Origin of the sequence: Pseudomonas sp. M47T1, from assembly GCF_000263855.1 — a bacterium.
GTDB lineage: Bacteria > Pseudomonadota > Gammaproteobacteria > Pseudomonadales > Pseudomonadaceae > Aquipseudomonas.
In genome coordinates this window covers 142,359-161,260 of record NZ_AJWX01000012.1, presented here as the reverse complement: position 1 = coordinate 161,260, position 18,902 = coordinate 142,359, and the positions used below count along the sequence as shown (strand labels likewise).

The following is an 18,902-nucleotide window of genomic DNA, read 5'->3' as shown; positions in this document are numbered from 1 at the left end:
CAGAAGTGGCAACTATGGATAGCTGGCTAGTTAATTAATCCCTGGTTGCCTTGCCCTGCGACATAACAGCACAGCACTTATAAAGTGCCTGGCAAAGTGTCTATATGTCGATACTCCGCACCTAGCCAAGCCGCCAATTCCATGGCGCGACCCAGGCGAATTCCTCCCCGCTCCAGATCAATCAGCAATGCCGGGCACGGCAGTGGCTCAATGACGTCTGCGCGTTTGATTCGACCGTCGGTCACAATCAGGCAACGCTGCACTTCATGGGGGAATGCCTTGGCCCGGCGTGCCAGCCACTGGCACGCCTGCTCCAGCGCCGCCAGCAACGGCGTGCCGCCACCGGCGCCCAATTGCAATAGCCACGGTTGTAATGCCGGCGAAGCTTTCAGCCCGTGGCGCTGCCACTGCGGGCGGTCGCCGCTGGCGGTGAGCAACGCCAGACGCGCGCGACGGCGGTAGGCCTGGTCAAACAGCTCGGCGAGCAAGCCCTTGGCGTCTGCCAGGGCCTGATGTCGGCGCGTGGACGCCGACGCGTCGACAATCACCAGCCACAGCTCATGGGCACTGGCGCGGCGCGACTGCCAGCGCAGGTCGACCATTTTGCGTGGGCGACCCTGCAACAGGGTGGCCGGCCAGTCGACCGTACCCGCCCCACTCGCCCGCGCGGCGCCGCGGCGCCCCTGCTGCTGCCCCGCCTTGGGCTTGGCACCCGCGCCGGGGCGATGGCGGATGCTCAGGGCTTTTTTGGCCAGCTCGGCACGTCGCGTCGCTGCCCAATGGGCGCCGCCTGGGCCGGCAGGCTGCCCCACTGGCCATCGGCACCGGAGGGCTGGGAGGGCTGGGCCGACGGAGGCGACGCTGGTGGCTGCTGTGGCGCTTGCGTTTCAGGGGGCTGGCGGCGACGGTGACGCAAGGCAAACTCGGCCACCGCATCGATGTCCTGTGGCTCAATGGCCAGGACGCCACGCCAGGCGGCATGGGCTCGAGCGGCGCGCAACCACACCAGGTCGGCACGCATGCCATCCACACCGGCGGCAAAGCAGCGCTGGGTGATGATGGCCAGCGCCTGGTCATCCAGCGGCACTTGCTCCAGCACTTCACGAGCCAACTGGCAACGCTGGCGCAGGTCGTCCTGTCGGCTGGCCCACTCCTCGCAAAAACCATGGGGGTCGGCATCGAACGCCAGCCGACGACGAATGATCTGGCTGCGCTCAACGGGCGCAGGTTGGTTGTCCAGCGCCACGTTGAGGCCGAAGCGGTCCAGCAATTGCGGACGCAGCTCGCCCTCTTCCGGGTTCATGGTGCCGATCAGCACGAAACGCGCGGCATGGCGATGGGAAATACCGTCGCGCTCCACCCGGTTGACACCGCTGGCGGCCACGTCGAGCAGCAGGTCCACCAGGTGGTCGGGCAACAGGTTGACCTCGTCCACGTACAGCACGCCGCCGTCCGCCTTGGCCAACACGCCCGGGGAGAACTGTGCGCGGCCTTCGCCCAGTGCGGCTTCCAGGTCCAGGGTGCCGATCAGGCGCTCTTCGGTGGTGCCCAGGGGCAAGGTGACGAACTGGCCGCTGGCCAACAGGTCGGCCAGGCCACGGGCCAGGGTGCTTTTGGCCATGCCGCGCGGGCCTTCGATCAGCACGCCGCCGATTTTCGGGTCGATGGCGCTAAGGCATAGGGCCAGCTTCAGCGAGTCGGCGCCCACCACGGCCGCCAGGGGGAAATGCGGTAGGTCGCGCATGTCAGGCATCTTCTTCTATATCCAGCAGCAGTTCTTCCAACGCCTGGCGGTACTCGCCCGGTTCGCCCCACAGGCCGCGTTGCTGGGCCTCGATCAGGCGCTCAGTGATGTCACGCAAGGCATGGGGGTTGTGCTGTTGCATGAAACCTCGGGTGTCGGCGTCCAGTACGTAGGCATCGGCGAGCATGGCGTACTGGTGATCATCGATCAAATGGGTGGTAGCGTCGAAGGCGAACAGGTTGTCCACCGTAGCCGCCAGCTCGAATGCCCCTTTATAGCCGTGACGCTTGGCGCCGTCGATCCATTTGGGATTTACGGCCCGAGCACGCACCACGCGGTTGAGCTCTTCCTTCAAGGTGCGCACCCGTGGCACGTCCGGCTGACTGTGGTCACCGTGGTAACTGGCGGCCGGCTTGCCCGCCAAGGTCTCGGCCGCCGCGAGCATACCGCCCTGGAACTGATAGTAGTCGTTGGAATCGAGCAGATCGTGCTCTCGGTTGTCCTGGTTCTGCACCACCGCCTGCACGTGCCCCAGGCGCTGGGCAAATTGCGCCCGCGCCGGCGTGCCGTCATCGGCGGCGCCATAGGCGTACCCGCCCCAATTGAGGTAGGCCTGGGCCAAGTCTTCACGGGTCTGCCACAGGCGCCCGTCGATGGCACCCTGCACACCGGCGCCGTAGCTGCCCGGCTTGGCGCCGAAAATGCGCCAGCCGGCTTCGCGGCCGGCCTGTTCAGGTGCCACGCCCTGGGCCAGCAACGCCTCGCGCTCGCTGCGCACTTTGGCAGCCAGCGGATTGAGGTCATCGGGCTCCTCGAGCGCCGCCACGGCCTGCACCGCCGCATCGAACAGGCGCAAGAGGTTGGCGAAGGCATCGCGGAAGAACCCCGAGACGCGCAACGTCACGTCCACCCGCGGGCGGTCGAGCAGGCTCAGCGGCAGGATCTCGAAGTCGTCGACGCGCTGGCTGCCCGTGGCCCACACCGGGCGCACGCCCATAAGGGCCATGGCCTGGGCGATGTCATCGCCACCGGTGCGCATGGTGGCCGTGCCCCATACCGACAAGCCCAGCTGGCGCAAGTGGTCACCGTGATCCTGCAAGTGACGCTCAAGGATGAGGTTGGCCGAGGCAAAGCCGATGCGCCAGGCCGTGGCGGTGGGCAGGTTGCGCACGTCCACCGAGAAAAAGTTACGCCCGGTCGGCAGCACGTCCAGGCGGCCACGGCTGGGCGCGCCGCTGGCACCGGCGGGCACGAAACGCCCGGCCAGCGCGGCCAGCAGGCCATCCATTTCGGCTGGGCCACAGGCATCCAGGCGCGGCGCCACGGTGTGGCGCAGGCCATCGAGAATCAGGTCCACGTTCTCCCAGCCGGTACCGGCGGGGTCTGTCAGGGCTTGCTCGATCAATTGCGCCGCATAAAGCTCCAGGCGCTCGCGGGTATCACCCGCCGTGCGCCAGTTGTCGATGCTCACCGCCAGCAGGCAATCGGGCCGCGGGCCTTGCCAGCCATCGCCGAGCACGCAGTCCAGCGGGTCAAAGCCTAGCTGCAGCGCACGCGCCAGGGCGCGGACCAGACTGGCGTGGCCCCCGCGACCATCGCCTCGCGGAATGCGCAGCAAGGCCGCCAGGGTGTCGATGCGCAGGCGCCCGGCCGGTGATTCGCCAAAGATATGCAGGCCGTCGCGGATCTGCGATTCCTTCAAGTCGCACAGGTAGGTATCCAGGCGCGGCAGCCACAGTGCCGCATCGGCGTCGCTGTCCCAGTTGGCGTCCAGTTGCAGCTCACGGTCGATGTGCGCATCGCGCACCAACGCCAGGATCTCGCGCTGCAATTCGCGGGCCCTGCGCGGGTCCAGCAGCTGCGCGTCATAGTATTCGTCGGCCAGGCGCTCCAGATCCCGCAGCGGCCCGTAGGTTTCGGCCCGGGTCAGCGGCGGCATCAGGTGGTCTATGATCACCGCCTGGGTGCGGCGCTTGGCCTGGGCGCCCTCGCCCGGGTCGTTGACAATGAACGGATAGACGTTGGGCATAGGCCCCAGCAATGCGTCCGGCCAGCACTGTTCGGACAGGCCCACGCCCTTGCCCGGCAGCCACTCCAGGTTGCCGTGCTTGCCCACGTGCACCACGGCATCGGCGCCATAGGCATGGCGCAACCAGAAATAGAACGCCAGGTAGCCATGGGGCGGCACCAGGTCGGGGTCGTGGTACACCGCGCTGGGATCCATCTGGTAACCACGGGCCGGCTGGATGCCGACGAACGTCAGGCCGAAACGCAAGCCAGCCACCATCATTCGGCCGCTGCGGCACATGGGGTCGGCACTCGGCTCGCCCCAGCGCTCGCGCACGGCCTGCTGGTTGGCCAGCGGCAGGCGGGCAAACGCGACCAGGTAGTCGTCCATGGCCATGCTCTGGGCACAAGGCCGCAGGTCAAGGCTGTCCAGATCATTGCTGACCCCGCCCAGCAGTGCCTGAATCAGCGCCGTGCCGCTGGCGGGCAGGTCCTGTACCGGGTAGCCCTGCTGTTGCAGCGCGGCCAGGATGTTCAGCGCCGCCGCCGGGGTGTCCAGCCCCACCCCATTGCCGATACGGCCGTCGCGGGTGGGGTAGTTGGCCAGGATCAGGGCAATGCGTTTCTGCCCGTTGGGCAGGCGGGCCAGCTCGCTCCAGCGCCGCGCCAGGTCGGCGACGAAGTCCATGCGCTCGGGGTGGGCGCGGTAACAGACCACGTCGGACTGGCTGCGCTCGCTGCGCCAGGCCAGGTCCTTGAAACTGATGGGGCGGCTGATGATGCGCCCGTCCAGCTCTGGCAGGGCGATATGCATGGCCAGGTCACGGGGGCCCAGGCCTTGCTCGCTGGCTTCCCAGCCAGGCTGGTTGTCCTGCGCGCAGATGGCCTGGATAACCGGAATGTCGCGGCGAAACGGCCGCAGGTGCGGGGCTTCCGGGCTGGACTGGGCAAAACCGGTGGTGTTGAGGATCACCGCCGCGCCCACTTCGTCCAACCAGTCTTCCACCAGACTCAGGCAGCCCGCCTCTTTCAGGCTGGCCACCGCGATGGGCAGCGGGTTGAGCCCGGCCGCTTGCAGGCGCTGGCAGAACACGTCGACAAAAACGGTGTTGGCCGCCTGCAGGTGCGAACGGTAGAAAATCAGCGGCACCACGGCCTGGCCCGGCTGCCAGTCCGTGCGCCAATGGTCCAGCGTGGCGCTGTGCCAGGCCGGATGATAAATAGCGGTGCGCGGCAAGGCCTGGGGCTCGGCCCAGGCATAGTCGCGACCCAGAAAACGGCTGGCCAGGCAGTTGAACAACGACAACGCGTTACCCATACCGCCCTGGCGCAGGAAGTGCCACAGGCGCTCGCCCTCTGCGGCCGCCACGTTGCTCAGGCTGCTGAGCTCGGGGTCGGGCCGGTCGTCGCCGGGCACCAGGATCAGTTGCACGCCGCGCTCGGCCAAGGCCACCAACTGCTCGACGCCATAGCGCCAGTAGCCGATGCCGCCGTGCAGCGAAATCAGGATGACCTTGGCGTGGCGCAGCACCTCGTCGACGTAAAGGTCGACCGAGGCATGGTTCTGTACCTGCATGGGGTTGGCCAGGCGCAGGCTGGGGAAATCCTCCGGCAACTGCGAGGCCGCTTCGGCCAGCAGCGCCAGGTGGGAGTCGCCGCTGCAGAGAATCACCAGCTCGGCCGGTGTCTGGCCCAGGTCGGCGATGCTGTCGTCCGGCACAAAACCGCCGGGCTGGGTTCTCAGCAGGTGCATGGCTTAACCGTTCAGCGCGGCGCGCAGCTGGCTTTCCAGCAAAGCGGCGTCCAGCTCCTGGCCAATCAGCACCAGGCGCGTGCTGCGCACTTCTTCAGCGCCCCAGGCACGGTCGAAATGCTTGTCGAAACGCGTGCCCACACCCTGGATCAGCAGGCGCATCGGCTTGCCCGCAATGGCGGCGAAACCCTTGACGCGCAGGATGCCGTGCTTGACCACCAGGGTGCTCAGGGCATCCAGCAGTTGCGCTTCGGATGCTTGCGGCAGCTCGATGGAGATCGAGTCGAAGGCATCGTGGTCGTGGTCGTCGTGATCATCGTCGTCATGGTGATGATCGTGGTGGGTCAGGCGGCCGTCGATGTGCTCCTCGGATTCAGCGCCCAGGCCCAGCAAGACGTCCAGCGGCAGGCGGCCGCTGCTGGCCTCGATGACTTTTACCGCTGGCGGCAGTTCTTCGGCCACTTCGCGGCGCACGGCAGCCAGGGCTTCAGGGTCGATAAGGTCGGCCTTGTTGAGGATGACCAGGTCGGCGCTGGCCAGTTGGTCGGCGAACAGCTCGTGCAGCGGCGACTCGTGGTCCAGGTTGGGGTCCAGTTTGCGCTGGGCGTCGACCTGGTCCGGGAACGCGGCGAAGGTGCCGGCAGCCACGGCTGGGCTGTCGACCACGGTGATCACCGCGTCGACGGTGCAGGCGCTGCGGATTTCCGGCCACTGGAAGGCTTGCACCAGAGGCTTGGGCAGGGCCAGGCCACTGGTTTCGATGAGAATGTGGTCCAGGTCGCCACGGCGCGCAACCAGTTCGCGCATCACCGGGAAGAATTCTTCCTGCACGGTGCAGCACAGGCAGCCGTTGGCCAGTTCGTAGACGCGGCCGGTGGCCTCTTCTTCGGTGCAGCCGATGGTGCATTGCTTGAGGATTTCGCCGTCGATGCCCAGCTCACCGAACTCGTTGACGATCACCGCGATGCGGCGGCCCTGGGCGTTGTCCAGCATGTGGCGCAGCAAGGTGGTCTTGCCCGAGCCCAGAAAGCCGGTGACGATGGTGACGGGAAGCTTGGCCAGTGTTTTCATCGGATGCCCTTGGCAGGAGGGCGGGCATACGGGACGAGAACCGCGGGTGCCAGGCACGCGGGTGCATTCGCCACCGGATCACCCCGCCCGGTTGAAGTGGAAGTCTGTTTCGAGGCAGGTCTCCTGGCTTGCAGCGTGGCCTGTGGCCGACCCAGGCACCTTCCCGCGCGCGGCGCAGTGGCATTGCCTGGGTGTACACCGCTTACAGTTGCGGGGGCAGCTGCGGCTTGGACCGCATTCCCATCTTGGCTCCGCAGGGCGGAGAACCTCGAAGGTGCAAGGCTACGCAGTGTGGGGGGGAAGGTCAATGGATCGAGCGCCGCCCGCGCGGCGCTTCGCGGGCAGAGCCCGCTCCCAGGTTTGTTTCGGGCCAATTATGTCTGTGAAATCACCGGGTCCGCTTTGTTTGTTCACTGCAAATCTGTGGAGGTGCACAAAGGGCGGCCGAGGTAATCTTACAGACATAATTGGCCCGAAACAGACCTGGGAGCGGGCTCTGCCCGCGAAGCGCCGCGAGAGCGGCGCTCGATTTCGTGAACCCCAGAGTACCCAAGACAAGCACCCCCAGGAACTCCCATGCCCACCCTCTACGCCGGCCTAGGCTGCCAACGCAACTGCCCAATCACCGAGCTAATCACCCTGCTCGACACCACCCTCACCCACCACAACCTCACCTGCGCCGACCTCGCCGGCCTGGCCACCATCGACCTCAAAGCCAACGAACCCGCCCTGATCGAACTGGCCCGTACCCTCAATCTGCCGCTGATCACCTTCAGCGCCGCCCAACTGGCCCCCTTCGAACCCCAACTCAGCCACAAGTCCGCCCTGGCCTTCACCCACACCGGCTGCCACGGCGTGGCCGAAAGCGCTGCCCTGGCGCTCGCCGGGCCAGGCAGTCAACTGCTCGTCCCCCGCCAGAAAAACACCCAGGCCACACTGGCATTGGCACAACAGGGCCCGATTCCCGGATAATCACGGCCAACCCACTTGAATTTCATTCAAGCAGCCACCGTTTTCAGGACTTTTCATGACCGTCTACTTCATCGGCGCCGGCCCCGGCGACCCGGAATTGATCACCATCAAAGGCCAGCGCCTGATTCGCCAATGCCCGGTGATCATCTACGCCGGCTCCCTGGTGCCGACCGCCGTGCTTGAGGGCCATCAGGCCGAACAGGTGGTGAACAGCGCCGAGTTGCACCTGGAACAGATCGTCGAGTTGATGGCCGCCGCCCATGCCCGAGGCCAGGACGTGGCCCGCGTGCACTCCGGCGACCCCAGCCTGTACGGCGCCATCGGCGAGCAGATCCGCTGCCTGCGCGAGCGCGGCATCGGCTTCGAAATGATCCCGGGCGTCACCGCCACCGCGGCCTGTGCCGCGCTACTGGGTGCCGAACTGACCTTGCCAGGGGTGTCGCAGACGGTGATCCTGACCCGCTACGCGGACAAATCTCCCATGCCTGAAGGCGAGGCGCTGCATGACCTGGCGCGGCATGGGGCAACCATGGCCATCCATTTGGGTGTACAGCATTTGCCGAAAATCCTGGTGGAACTGCTGCCCCATTACGGCGCCGATTGCCCCATCGCCGTGATCCACAAGGCCAGCTGGCCGGATCAGGACTGGGTGGTGGGGACATTGGATGATATACAAGCCAAAGTATCGGCCAAGGGCTTCCGGCGCACGGCGCTGATCCTGGTGGGCCGGGTGCTGGGTACAGATAATTTCGGCGAATCGGCGCTGTACCGTGCTGGCCACGCCCACCTGTACCGCCCTTGACGTAACCATCAAGGAACCCTCATGCGCCACATCGCCTGCCTGATCTACCCCCAGGTCATGAGCCTGGACATCACCGGCCCGCTGCAGGTGTTTGCCTCGGCCAATGAAGAGCGCGCGCGCCTGGGCCTGCCGCCCGCCTACGCCCTGCACCTGCTGGGCGAGCAGGCTGGCCCGGTGGTGACGTCGGCAGGCTTTGCCCTGCACGCCGAACAGGCCTGGGCCGAAGTCGACCCGGCCACCCTGGACACGCTGCTGGTTCCCGGTGGCCGTGGCGAAACCGCGCTGTTGGACCATCAACCGTTGCTGCAATGGCTGCGCGAGGCTGAACCGCGCGTCCGGCGCCTGGGCTCGGTGTGCTCGGGCGCGCTGATCCTGGCCCATGCCGGCCTGCTCGACGGCCATTGCGCCACCACTCACTGGGCCGACGTGGCGGCGCTGAAAGCGTTCGCGCGCGTTGACGTGCAAGGCGAGCGACTGCACACCTACTCACCCCAGGCGCCGCATTTATTCACGTCGGCGGGGGTCACGGCAGGTATCGACCTGGCGTTGGCGCTGGTGGAAGACGACCTGGGCCGCCCCGTTGCGCTGGCGGTGGCGCGGCGGCTGGTGATGTTCCTCAAGCGGCCAGGCGACCAGGCGCAATTCAGTGCCCACCTGGCGCCTGAGGCTTCCCGGGCGCCAAGGCTGTCGGCCTTGCTGGAGTGGATACCAGCGAATCTGGGGCAGGACCTGTCGCTGGACACCCTGGCCGACCGCGCCTGCATGGCGCCGCGCAGCCTGTACCGGGTGTTCATGGCCGAACTGGGCACCACCCCGGCCCGCTACGTGGAGCAGGTGCGCCTGGAATCGGCTCGCGCCCTGCTGCATGGCGGCCAGGCCTCGGTGCAAAGCGTGGCGCGGCTGTGCGGCTTCGGCCATCCGGAAAGCCTTCGGCGCAGCTTTCACAAGGCGCTGGGCATCAGCCCGCAGGACTATGCCGAGCGCTTTGGTTGACCTGAATTTTTTTACAGGGGTTTTCGCCGGCAAAAGCTGGCGGCATAAAAAAACGGCGCTCACGGGGCGCCGTTTTTCGGGGTCGCAGCGTACGCCTTAGTAGTAGGCGTTTTCTTTCTGCGAATGGTCGGTCACGTCGCGCACGCCCTTGAGCTCCGGGATACGCTCGAGCAAGGTGCGCTCGATGCCTTCGCGCAAGGTCACGTCCGCCTGGCCGCAGCCCTGGCAGCCGCCACCGAACTGCAGCACGGCCACGCCATCCTCGACCACTTCAATCAACGTGACCTGGCCGCCATGGCTGGCCAGGCCGGGATTGATCTCGGTCTGCAGGTAGTAGTTGATACGCTCGTTGATCGGGCTGTCTTCATTGACCATCGGCACCTTGGCGTTTGGCGCCTTGATGGTCAGCTGGCCGCCCATGCGGTCGGTGGCGTAGTCCACCACGGCATCTTCCAGGAACGGCACGCTGACCGAATCCAGCCAGGCGGTGAAGTTCTTCAGGCCAATGGCCGTGTCTTCCGGTTTTTCCTCGCCCGGCTTGCAGTAGGCAATGCAAGTCTCGGCGTAGCTGGTGCCCGGCTGGGTGATGAAAATGCGAATGCCGATACCCGGGGTGCTCTGCTTTTCCAGCAGATCGGCCAGGTAATCGTGTGCCGCGTCGGTAATCGTTATGGCGCTCATGTAAGTTCCTCACAGACTTGCCCGCAGTTTACGCCAAACCGGGCGCGGCACAAAGTCCCAGTATTTTTGTCAGGATATGGAGCGTTCGGTCACTGGCGCCAAACGCGCCTCCGCCCAGCCCTTCATGCGCCGGTACAAACGGGTTTCGATCCACACGTAACTGGCCCAGGACATCAGCGCAATGACCGGCACGCACACGGCGAACACCAGGTAGGGGTTGATATTCAGCCGCTCGCTGGCGAACCAGCCGGTATACAGCACCAGCACATGGATCAGGTACACCGAATAGGAGCAGTCGCCGAGGGTCTTGAGCAGGCGATTGCCCTTGAACCACGGTTCCATGGCCACGCAGCTCAACACAATCAACGCACTGGGCACGCCCCAGTTGAGCAGGCGATCGCTGGCCGGCAGGTTGTAAATCGCCACCAGGGACGCGGCGATGACCACCAGAGGCACCCACAGGGCCCGGGGGATCCAACCGCGGCGATAAGCCCAGCCGATGCCGATACCCAACAGGAACTCGTAGATGATGTTGTTGGCGTAGAAGCGGCTGAGCACACCGTAATGGCTGACCATCTCGCACACCGCGAACAGGGCCAGGCCTACGACTAAAGGACGATGCCGCTTGGGCACCACGAATACCAGCGAGAACATCAGATAAAAGAACATCTCATAATTCAGCGTCCAACCCACGTTCAAAGTGGGGTACAGGCCATAGCCACCAGGGTTTTCCGAGGGGATGAACAGCAGCGACAGAATGAAATGCGGCAGGTCCACCACTTGGTGCGGCATCTGCTGGCCGACGGCGACGATCATCAGGCCCATCAGCAGGGTGTAGAACCAGTAGGCGGGCACGATGCGGATGGCACGGTTGAGCAGGAAACGCCCCGCGGGCATGTCCTTATCCTGGGTGGAGAGGTAAATCACCAGCCCGCTGATGACGAAGAAAATATCCACGCCCACAGCGCCGCGATCAACGAAGAATTGGCCGATGGGGCCGCTGGCATGGAAGTCGAAAAAGATCTGCATGAAGTGATGGCAGACAACCGTCCAGGCTGCCAGGGCCCGGAGGGCTTGAAGCGAAATCAGCATTGTTTACCGCCTTTTCTGAAATCTGACCGTGCGCACTTTCGGTGCACTCTCACAGGGTCCGACTGCAAAAAAGGGGCAAAGGTCATCCTGATTGACGGGCGGTTCACGCACACCCACCGAAGCTCAGGGGTTACAGGTTCTCATACCGATTCATGTCCAGAACCCCCGCCTCTTGCGGATCGGTCTCCTGGATGTAGCGCGTCAAGTCATGGAAGAAATCCCAGAACTGCGGGTTGGTGCGCCGCACGCCCCAGCGCTGGACGATCTTGTCGAAGCTGGCCTGGTCTTTCGAGGCCTGCATGGCGTCGACGAACTGCGGCACTTCATCGGCGGGGATATTGAACATGAAGTTGGGGTAGCTGCTGAGCACGCCCGGCCACAGAGTCAGGCTGTCCAGCCCCGGAATGTAGCGGTAGGCCTCGCCCAGCAGGAACGCCACGTTGGTGTGCGCGCGGTTGCGCAGCAGGCTGTAGACCATGCGCCCGCTCTTGCCCTGGATACGCAGCATGGTGGCTTCGGGCATGTGGTCGATGACCGGCAGCCCGGCTTCTGGCCGCGACACCAGACGGCTGAGCGACTGCTCGACGTTCTTGAATTCCTCGCTGATGCCGTCTCGCGAGCAATAGGCGCCGGTGCAACGGTTGATCGGATCGGGGCTGGCGTTCAGCGTGCCCGCGCGCTGGATCAACTTGAGGCCGAAATCGCGCTTTGGGTCGTGCTCGTTTAGCACCAGGCCGCTGGGCGTACTGGTATCGATGCTCTGGTAATCCAGCCACATCTTTACCTTGCCGCTGTTCTGGTACCAACTGTCGAGGATCTTGCCGCGCTTATCAGCGGGCATCAGGCGCAGGAAGTTGATTTCCGCACCATTTCGGATCAGGTCGAAGTACAAGCGTGTCTGCGCCTGGTGCGCAACGTTGCCATAGACATCGAAGTTCACCGCCAACTGGTAATAGGTGCGCTCCAGCAGCGGATAGTCGAACAGCCACATCGTGGTGGGCACGTCGCCGATCAGGCCCTTGGTCACCGAGGCGCTGTCGAAGTGACGGAAAACGCTCAGCAGCGCGTTGTCGTTACCGGCCCACAGGGTGGCCCAGCTGGCCGGTGGCATGTCGGCGTAGGCGTCGCGACGCAGGTCTTCATAGGCATTGCGCTTGTCGCGGTAGGACAGCCACAGCGACAGGATGCTGCCGACGTTGTCGTCCTGGCCGGGCATGGCCAGCAGCGGCGTGGCCTTGGCCCGGTAGGCCGCGTCGGTGATGTAGCGATCGTGGGCCGGCTCCTGGAAAAACGCCCAGAAATGGTCGCGGATCACGTCGGTCGCAATCTGCCCGCGGCACACCGGCCCGCGGATAAAGGTGCGCACGAAGTACTCGGCGTTATCGAGCATGAACTGGTAGCGGGCGACCGCCGGGATCTGCTGGAAAGTCTCGAACGGGTTGGCCCGGTGTTGCGGGCCGTAGCCGGGCAACGAGGTGGCGTGCCAGTCGCCGCTGTAGAACAGCTGCTTGACGCGCTTGAGCTTGTCCGGCCCCATCGGGTAGGTGATGTGGGTCTTGTGCACGATCACGCCCTGCACCGCCATCAGCCGGTAATAGAACACCGAGCCGGGGTCATCGTCGGGGCGCCGCGTGGCGATCAGGTCGATGGGCCGGCCGCTGGGCGTGCGCGAACGGACCCACTGGAAGAAGTGACCCGGCTCACCGCCTACAAAATAGATGTGCGCCAGGAACAAGTGCTCGTACAGCCAGCGCGCCACCAGCGCCTCGGTGGAGCCGGGACGGTTGAGCAGCGCTTCCCATTCGGCGGTCTGCGCAGCTTCCCTGGGGCTGGCCTTGACGGCCTGCTGGTCCACCGGCGCACCGGCGGCGATCCAGCGGCGCACGGTGACGTACTGGGCATCGGTGAGGCCGGTCACGCCCAGGGGCATGCCTTCGTGCACATGGGCCGCCGCATAGGCGTCGAATTCGCCGGGCATGGGGCACATGTTGGTACGGTTCAGGCCCAGCATGATGTTGTCCGGCAGCTTGGAGTTGGGCGCCAGCGGGTTGTTGTGCCCCAGCTCCAGCATGCGCGCCATCAGCGCAGCCTGGCTGCCCTGGGCGTCGAGCACTGAGTAGAAGCCCTTGCGGCGCCATTCATCCTGGCCCTGGGCGTCGTAGAAAATGCGCGTGGGCGCCACGGCTGTGCTGCGGTCGCCCTGGTACACCGGGACCTTGCTGGCGCCACGGGTAGCGCCCTCGGCGCTGCCCAGGTTGAGCTGGCAAGCAGCGTCGTTGCAGGCATGGCAGGCCACGCACTTCTCGGTGAGAATCGGCTGGATGTCACGGGTATAGGAAATCGCCGCGCTGGCGACAGGGTCTTGCGCGTGCGCAGTCAGGCAGGCAAACAGCATGACGGCGGCAGCAACGAAACGACGCAGCATGGGGCGGGGTCCTGAGTGTATTGAGCTGTGGCAATTCTACCGGTAGCGAGCCTCCTTAAACATGAATGAAATTCATGTAAAAGGTACAAGCGTTTAAAAGCGCGCAGGTTTGGTATTATTTGCCGTCTTCAATATTCGCTTTCATTCTGATTTTGTCCCGACAGGTAGCCCGATGTCTGACCGCAGCGCTCGTCTCCAAGCACTTCAGCAAGCCCTCAAAGAGCGCATTCTGATTCTCGATGGCGGCATGGGTACTATGATCCAGAGCTACCGCCTGGAGGAATCCGACTATCGTGGCACACGCTTCGCCGACTGGCCCAGCGACGTCAAGGGCAACAACGACCTGCTGCTGCTCAGCCGCCCGGACATCATCGCGGCCATCGAAAAGCAATACCTGGATGCCGGTGCCGACATCCTGGAAACCAACACCTTCAATGCCACCCAGGTGTCCCAGGCCGACTACGGCATGGAGGCGCTGGTGTACGAGCTGAACGTGGAAGGGGCGCGCATCGCCCGTGCAGTGGCCGACGCCAAGACCCGCGAAACCCCCGACCGCCCACGCTTCGTGGCCGGGGTGCTGGGCCCTACCAGCCGCACCTGCTCGATTTCCCCGGACGTGAATGACCCCGGCTACCGCAACGTAACCTTCGACGAGCTGGTGGAAAACTACACCGAGGCCACCGAAGGCCTGATTGAGGGCGGCGCCGACCTGATCCTGATCGAGACCATTTTCGACACCCTCAACGCCAAGGCGGCTATCTTCGCCGTGCAGGGCGTGTTCGAGAAAATCGGCTATACGCTGCCGATCATGATCTCCGGCACCATCACCGACGCTTCCGGCCGGACCCTGTCGGGCCAGACCACCGAAGCCTTCTGGAACTCGGTGCGCCACGCCAACCCGATCTCGGTGGGCCTGAACTGCGCGCTGGGCGCCAAGGACCTGCGCCCGTATCTGGAAGAGCTGTCCACCAAGGCCGGCACCCACGTATCCGCGCACCCCAACGCCGGCCTGCCGAACGCCTTCGGCGAGTACGACGAGACCCCGGCCGAGATGGCCGTGGTGGTGGAAGAGTTCGCCGCCAGCGGTTTCCTGAACATTATCGGCGGTTGCTGCGGCACCACCCCGGGCCACATCCAGGCCATTGCCGAGGCCGTGGCCAAGCACAAGCCGCGGGCCATTCCAGACATCCCGCGGGCCTGCCGCCTGTCGGGCCTGGAACCCTTCACCATCGATCGCAACTCGCTGTTCGTCAACGTCGGCGAGCGCACCAACATCACCGGCTCCGCCAAGTTCGCCCGCCTGATCCGCGAAGAGAACTACACCGAAGCGCTGGAAGTAGCCCTGCAACAGGTTGAAGCCGGCGCCCAGGTGATCGACATCAACATGGACGAGGGCATGCTGGACTCGAAGAAGGCCATGGTCACCTTCCTGAATATGATCGCCGGCGAGCCGGACATCTCCCGCGTGCCGATCATGATCGACTCCTCCAAGTGGGAAGTGATCGAGGCCGGCCTCAAGTGCATCCAGGGCAAGGGCATCGTCAACTCCATCAGCATGAAGGAAGGCGTTGACGCCTTCATTCATCACGCCAAGTTGTGCAAGCGCTACGGCGCCGCCGTGGTGGTGATGGCCTTCGACGAAGCCGGCCAGGCCGACACCGAGGCGCGCAAGAAGGAAATCTGCAAGCGCAGCTACGACATCCTGGTGGACGTGGTGGGCTTCCCGCCGGAAGACATCATCTTCGACCCGAACATCTTCGCCGTGGCCACCGGCATTGAAGAACACAACAACTACGCCGTCGACTTCATCAACGCCTGCGCCTTCATCCGTGACGAGCTGCCCTATGCCCTGAGCAGCGGCGGCGTGTCCAACGTGTCGTTCTCGTTCCGTGGCAACAACCCGGTGCGCGAGGCCATCCACTCGGTGTTCCTGCTGTACGCGATCCGCAACGGCCTGACCATGGGTATCGTCAACGCCGGCCAGCTGGAAATCTACGACCAGATTCCGCAGGAACTGCGCGACGCGGTGGAAGACGTGGTGCTCAACCGCACCCCGGAAGGCACCGACGCCCTACTGGCCATTGCCGACAAGTACAAGGGCGACGGCAGCGTCAAGGAAGCCGAAACCGAAGAGTGGCGTACCTGGGAGGTTAACAAGCGCCTTGAGCATGCACTGGTCAAGGGCATCACCTCGCACATCGTCGAAGACACCGAAGAGTCGCGGCAGTCGTTCAAGCGCCCTATCGAGGTGATCGAAGGCCCGCTGATGTCGGGCATGAACATCGTGGGCGACCTGTTCGGCTCGGGCAAGATGTTCCTGCCCCAGGTGGTGAAGTCCGCCCGCGTGATGAAACAGGCCGTGGCACACCTCATCCCCTTCATCGAAGAGGAAAAGGGCGACAAGCCGCAAGCCAAGGGCAAGATCCTGATGGCCACGGTGAAGGGCGACGTGCACGACATCGGCAAGAACATCGTCGGCGTGGTGCTGGGCTGCAACGGCTATGACATCGTCGACCTGGGCGTGATGGTGCCGGCCGAGCGCATTTTGCAGGTGGCCAAGGAAGAGAAGTGCGACATCATCGGCCTGTCCGGGCTGATCACGCCGTCGCTGGACGAAATGGTCCACGTGGCCCGCGAGATGCAGCGCCAGGGCTTCCACCTGCCGTTGATGATCGGTGGTGCCACCACCTCCAAGGCGCACACGGCGGTGAAGATCGAGCCCAAGTACAGCAACGACGCCGTGGTCTACGTCACCGACGCCTCGCGCGCCGTGGGCGTGGCCACTCAGTTGCTGTCCAAGGAACTCAAGCCTGGCTTCGTAGAGCGTACGCGCCTGGACTACATCGACGTGCGTGAGCGCACCGCCAACCGCAGCGCCCGTACCGAGCGCCTGAGCTACGAGAAGGCCATCGCCGCCAAGGCCACCTTCGACTGGAACAGCTACGCACCGGCGGAACCAACCTTCACCGGCGCCAAGGTGCTGGACAACATCGACCTCAACGTTCTGGCCGAGTACATCGACTGGACGCCGTTCTTCATTTCCTGGGACCTGGCCGGCAAGTTTCCGCGCATCCTCACCGATGAAGTGGTGGGTGAAGCCGCCACGGCGCTGTACGAAGACGCCAAGGCGATGCTGCGCAAATTGATCGACGAGAAGCTGATCAGCGCCCGCGCAGTATTCGGTTTCTGGCCGGCCAACCAGGTGAACCATGACGACATCGAGGTGTATGCCGACGACGGTCGCCCGCTGGCGCGCCTGCACCACCTGCGTCAGCAGACCATCAAGCCCGACGGCAAGCCCAACTTCTCCCTGGCCGACTTCGTCGCGCCTAAAGACAGCGGCGTGACCGATTACGTGGGCGGCTTCATCACCACCGCCGGCATCGGTGCCGAGGAAGTGGCCAAGGCCTACCAGGACGCGGGCGATGACTACAACTCGATCATGGTCAAGGCCCTGGCCGATCGCCTGGCCGAGGCCTGCGCCGAGTGGCTGCACCAGCAGGTGCGCAAGGAGCACTGGGGCTACGACAAGGATGAGGCGCTGGACAACGAAGCGCTGATCAAGGAGCAGTACAAAGGCATCCGTCCTGCCCCCGGCTACCCGGCCTGCCCGGACCACACCGAGAAAGGCACGCTGTTCGAACTGCTGGACCACAACGGCCAGAGCGGCGTGACCCTGACCGAGCACTACGCCATGTTCCCGGCGGCAGCCGTCAGCGGTTGGTACTTCGCCCACCCGCAGGCGCAGTACTTTGCCGTGGGCAAGGTGGACAAGGACCAGGTGGCGTCCTACAGCGAGCGCAAACGTCAAGACCTGACCATCAGCGAACGCTGGCTGGCGCCCAACCTGGGCTACGACGCCTGACACACCGCCTCGCCTGTGACGCAGCCTTCGGCAGCTACACCGCTCCCACATAGACAGTTGCTGCTACGAAACATCTGCAGCAGCTGCCGCCAGGCTGCATCACCGGCGACGCAATGCCGATACTGGCCGCCTAAACTTATGTTTAGGTGCCTGCGAAATGCCTGTAAGGCGCCCTGCCTCACGATGAGCACTCTCATCGACCGAGGTTCCCCTCATGCCCACCTACAGCCTTGTGCTGGTCAACTACAAGACCCTCGACCTGACCCGTACCTGCCTTGAACGGTTGCGCGCCGGCGTGGGCGACACGCCGGTGCCCGTGTACGTGGTGGACAATCACTCGTGCGACGCCAGCACCGACTACCTGCGCAGCCTGGACTGGATCACCCTGATCGAGCGCTACACGCCGATGAAGGAAGCCGGCCACTTGGCCCACGGCCGTGCCCTGGACCTTGCCTTGGAACGCATCGACACCGACTACGTGTTCCTGCTGCACACCGACACCTTCATCCATGACTTCCGCGTGTTCGAACGCATGATGTCGCGCTGTGCCGGCCCGCAGACAACCGCCGCGGTGGGCTGCCTGGAACAACTGGACCGCGGCGCATTGCGCACCGGTTGGCGGCTGGCCTCGCGTTTCTGCAAGCACTACACCCGCCGCGGCCTCAGGGCGCTGGGCTACAAGGCACGCGAGCCCAAGCCCTGGCGCGAAGAGCACCTGAAAAGTTTCTGCACCCTATGGGACGTACGCTTGATCAGGCAGCATGGCCTGCGCCTGCAACTGGACCAGCGCAACCCCGGCTACGCCTTGCAAGAGCGCATGGCCGCCCTGGGGTACCGGATCGACTGCGTATCACCTGCCTGGCTGTTCCGCTTCCTGGACCACGTGCAGGGTGGCACCGTGGCCGCCCGGGGCGGCTATGCCAGCGACCACCGCCGCACACGTGAGTACCAGCAGCGGCTGTCGGGCCTCTGACCCAGCAGCTACGCTTGCTGCATCACCTGCCGGGATGCACACCATGGCCGAGCCCAAGCCCCCCACCCTCTGGCAAATGCTGCACAGCATCATCGCGGCGGCCTTCGGTGTGCAAAGCCAGAAGAATCGCGAGCGCGACTTCACCCACGGCAAGCCCGTGCACTTCGTGGTACTGGGCATTGTGTGCACGGTGGTGTTTGCGTTGGGGTTGTTTGGGGTGGTGAAGGTGGTGGTCTGGTTGGTTTTGTGAGGGTTGGGGTGGGTTTGGGGTGCCTGTCGTTGGCTTTTGTGGTGTTCATGACATCGTGCGCCGCCTGCGCGGCACTCGATCTCCAGAGCGCTGAAGGCCCTAAGCCATGCACCCCGCCCCCACCCTACTGATGACTCACCCAGAATACGGCGGCAGAAACAACAAGAATAATCAAAAACAGAATCGCCCAAGCGTCGACGCTGCTATCGGGTTTGCGGCTTTTCACGGGGTTGCTCATGGTGCGTTCGCCTCTTTATGGTTTTTATCAGGACGC

General features: G+C 64.6%; 13 protein-coding genes and 1 riboswitch. Of the genes, 6 read left to right on the top strand and 7 right to left on the bottom strand.

The features are described from left to right. Positions 1 to 77: 77 nt before the first annotated feature. The 4 genes from PMM47T1_RS14685 to cobW are packed head-to-tail and all read right to left on the bottom strand — an operon-like array spanning position 78 to position 6,575. Positions 78 to 812 carry a vWA domain-containing protein gene (locus tag PMM47T1_RS14685; RefSeq protein WP_008370157.1) on the bottom strand — a complete coding sequence of 245 codons (735 nt, stop codon included), beginning with the start codon at positions 810 to 812 and terminating at the stop codon, positions 78 to 80. Beyond that, positions 737 to 1,744 carry an ATP-binding protein gene (locus PMM47T1_RS14680; RefSeq protein ID WP_008370155.1) on the bottom strand — a complete coding sequence of 336 codons (1,008 nt, stop codon included), beginning with the start codon at positions 1,742 to 1,744 and terminating at the stop codon, positions 737 to 739. Before PMM47T1_RS14680 ends, PMM47T1_RS14685 begins: the two co-directional genes overlap by 76 nt. 1 nt (position 1,745) lies before the next feature. After that, positions 1,746 to 5,504: a cobaltochelatase subunit CobN gene (gene cobN / locus PMM47T1_RS14675; RefSeq protein WP_008370154.1), complete on the bottom strand. Its 3,759-nt coding sequence runs from the start codon at positions 5,502 to 5,504 to the stop codon at positions 1,746 to 1,748. Positions 5,505 to 5,507: 3 nt separating this feature from the next. After that, on the bottom strand, positions 5,508 to 6,575 hold the full coding sequence (gene cobW / locus PMM47T1_RS14670) for a cobalamin biosynthesis protein CobW (RefSeq protein ID WP_008370152.1): 1,068 nt from the start codon (positions 6,573 to 6,575) through the stop codon (positions 5,508 to 5,510). Positions 6,576 to 6,671: 96 nt separating this feature from the next. Beyond that, positions 6,672 to 6,861, bottom strand: a riboswitch (cobalamin riboswitch). 290 nt (positions 6,862 to 7,151) lie between these two features. On the opposite strand from cobW, the gene PMM47T1_RS14665 reads away from it, so the two are divergent. Genes PMM47T1_RS14665 through PMM47T1_RS14655 form a run of 3 tightly spaced genes read left to right on the top strand, consistent with a single transcriptional unit; the run spans position 7,152 to position 9,342 of the window. Next, on the top strand, positions 7,152 to 7,547 hold the full coding sequence (locus tag PMM47T1_RS14665; protein ID WP_008370150.1) for a cobalamin biosynthesis protein: 396 nt from the start codon (positions 7,152 to 7,154) through the stop codon (positions 7,545 to 7,547). A gap of 55 nt (positions 7,548 to 7,602) precedes the next feature. Next, positions 7,603 to 8,349: a precorrin-4 C(11)-methyltransferase gene (gene cobM, locus PMM47T1_RS14660; protein WP_008370148.1), complete on the top strand. Its 747-nt coding sequence runs from the start codon at positions 7,603 to 7,605 to the stop codon at positions 8,347 to 8,349. Between the two features lie 21 nt (positions 8,350 to 8,370). Continuing rightward, complete coding sequence (locus PMM47T1_RS14655; RefSeq protein WP_008370146.1) at positions 8,371 to 9,342, top strand: GlxA family transcriptional regulator; 972 nt, start codon at positions 8,371 to 8,373, stop codon at positions 9,340 to 9,342. Positions 9,343 to 9,438: 96 nt separating this feature from the next. Here PMM47T1_RS14655 and nfuA read toward each other — a convergent pair whose 3' ends face one another. The 3 genes from nfuA to PMM47T1_RS14640 form a co-directional block, all read right to left on the bottom strand. Beyond that, the gene (gene nfuA / locus PMM47T1_RS14650) at positions 9,439 to 10,023 is read right to left on the bottom strand and encodes a Fe-S biogenesis protein NfuA (RefSeq protein ID WP_008370144.1); all 585 of its coding nucleotides are present in this window, start codon (positions 10,021 to 10,023) and stop codon (positions 9,439 to 9,441) included. Between the two features lie 69 nt (positions 10,024 to 10,092). Beyond that, entirely contained in the window at positions 10,093 to 11,115 is a 1,023-nt protein-coding gene (locus tag PMM47T1_RS14645) for an acyltransferase family protein (protein WP_008370142.1), read from the bottom strand. Between the two features lie 130 nt (positions 11,116 to 11,245). After that, positions 11,246 to 13,510, bottom strand: a complete 2,265-nt coding sequence (locus PMM47T1_RS14640) for a fatty acid cis/trans isomerase (protein WP_443216096.1) — start codon at positions 13,508 to 13,510, stop codon at positions 11,246 to 11,248. A gap of 202 nt (positions 13,511 to 13,712) precedes the next feature. On the opposite strand from PMM47T1_RS14640, the gene metH reads away from it, so the two are divergent. From metH to PMM47T1_RS14625, 3 genes are all read left to right on the top strand, one after another. Next, positions 13,713 to 17,405 carry a methionine synthase gene (metH, locus tag PMM47T1_RS14635; RefSeq protein WP_008370140.1) on the top strand — a complete coding sequence of 1,231 codons (3,693 nt, stop codon included), beginning with the start codon at positions 13,713 to 13,715 and terminating at the stop codon, positions 17,403 to 17,405. A gap of 214 nt (positions 17,406 to 17,619) precedes the next feature. Then, positions 17,620 to 18,378, top strand: a complete 759-nt coding sequence (locus PMM47T1_RS14630) for a glycosyltransferase family 2 protein (protein ID WP_008370138.1) — start codon at positions 17,620 to 17,622, stop codon at positions 18,376 to 18,378. A 43-nt stretch (positions 18,379 to 18,421) separates the two neighbouring features. Further along, positions 18,422 to 18,628, top strand: a complete 207-nt coding sequence (locus PMM47T1_RS14625; protein ID WP_008370137.1) for a DUF2970 domain-containing protein — start codon at positions 18,422 to 18,424, stop codon at positions 18,626 to 18,628. Positions 18,629 to 18,902 lie beyond the last annotated feature (274 nt).

Coding starts and splice junctions, on each gene's coding strand:
- PMM47T1_RS14680 (WP_008370155.1), bottom strand. CDS start 1,744: ATGCGCGACCTACCGCATTTCCCCCTGGCGGCCGTGGTGGGCGCCGAC.
- cobN (WP_008370154.1), bottom strand. CDS start 5,504: ATGCACCTGCTGAGAACCCAGCCCGGCGGTTTTGTGCCGGACGACAGC.
- cobW (WP_008370152.1), bottom strand. CDS start 6,575: ATGAAAACACTGGCCAAGCTTCCCGTCACCATCGTCACCGGCTTTCTG.
- PMM47T1_RS14665 (WP_008370150.1), top strand. CDS start 7,152: ATGCCCACCCTCTACGCCGGCCTAGGCTGCCAACGCAACTGCCCAATC.
- cobM (WP_008370148.1), top strand. CDS start 7,603: ATGACCGTCTACTTCATCGGCGCCGGCCCCGGCGACCCGGAATTGATC.
- PMM47T1_RS14655 (WP_008370146.1), top strand. CDS start 8,371: ATGCGCCACATCGCCTGCCTGATCTACCCCCAGGTCATGAGCCTGGAC.
- nfuA (WP_008370144.1), bottom strand. CDS start 10,023: ATGAGCGCCATAACGATTACCGACGCGGCACACGATTACCTGGCCGAT.
- PMM47T1_RS14645 (WP_008370142.1), bottom strand. CDS start 11,115: ATGCTGATTTCGCTTCAAGCCCTCCGGGCCCTGGCAGCCTGGACGGTT.
- PMM47T1_RS14640 (WP_443216096.1), bottom strand. CDS start 13,510: ATGCTGTTTGCCTGCCTGACTGCGCACGCGCAAGACCCTGTCGCCAGC.
- metH (WP_008370140.1), top strand. CDS start 13,713: ATGTCTGACCGCAGCGCTCGTCTCCAAGCACTTCAGCAAGCCCTCAAA.
- PMM47T1_RS14630 (WP_008370138.1), top strand. CDS start 17,620: ATGCCCACCTACAGCCTTGTGCTGGTCAACTACAAGACCCTCGACCTG.
- PMM47T1_RS14625 (WP_008370137.1), top strand. CDS start 18,422: ATGGCCGAGCCCAAGCCCCCCACCCTCTGGCAAATGCTGCACAGCATC.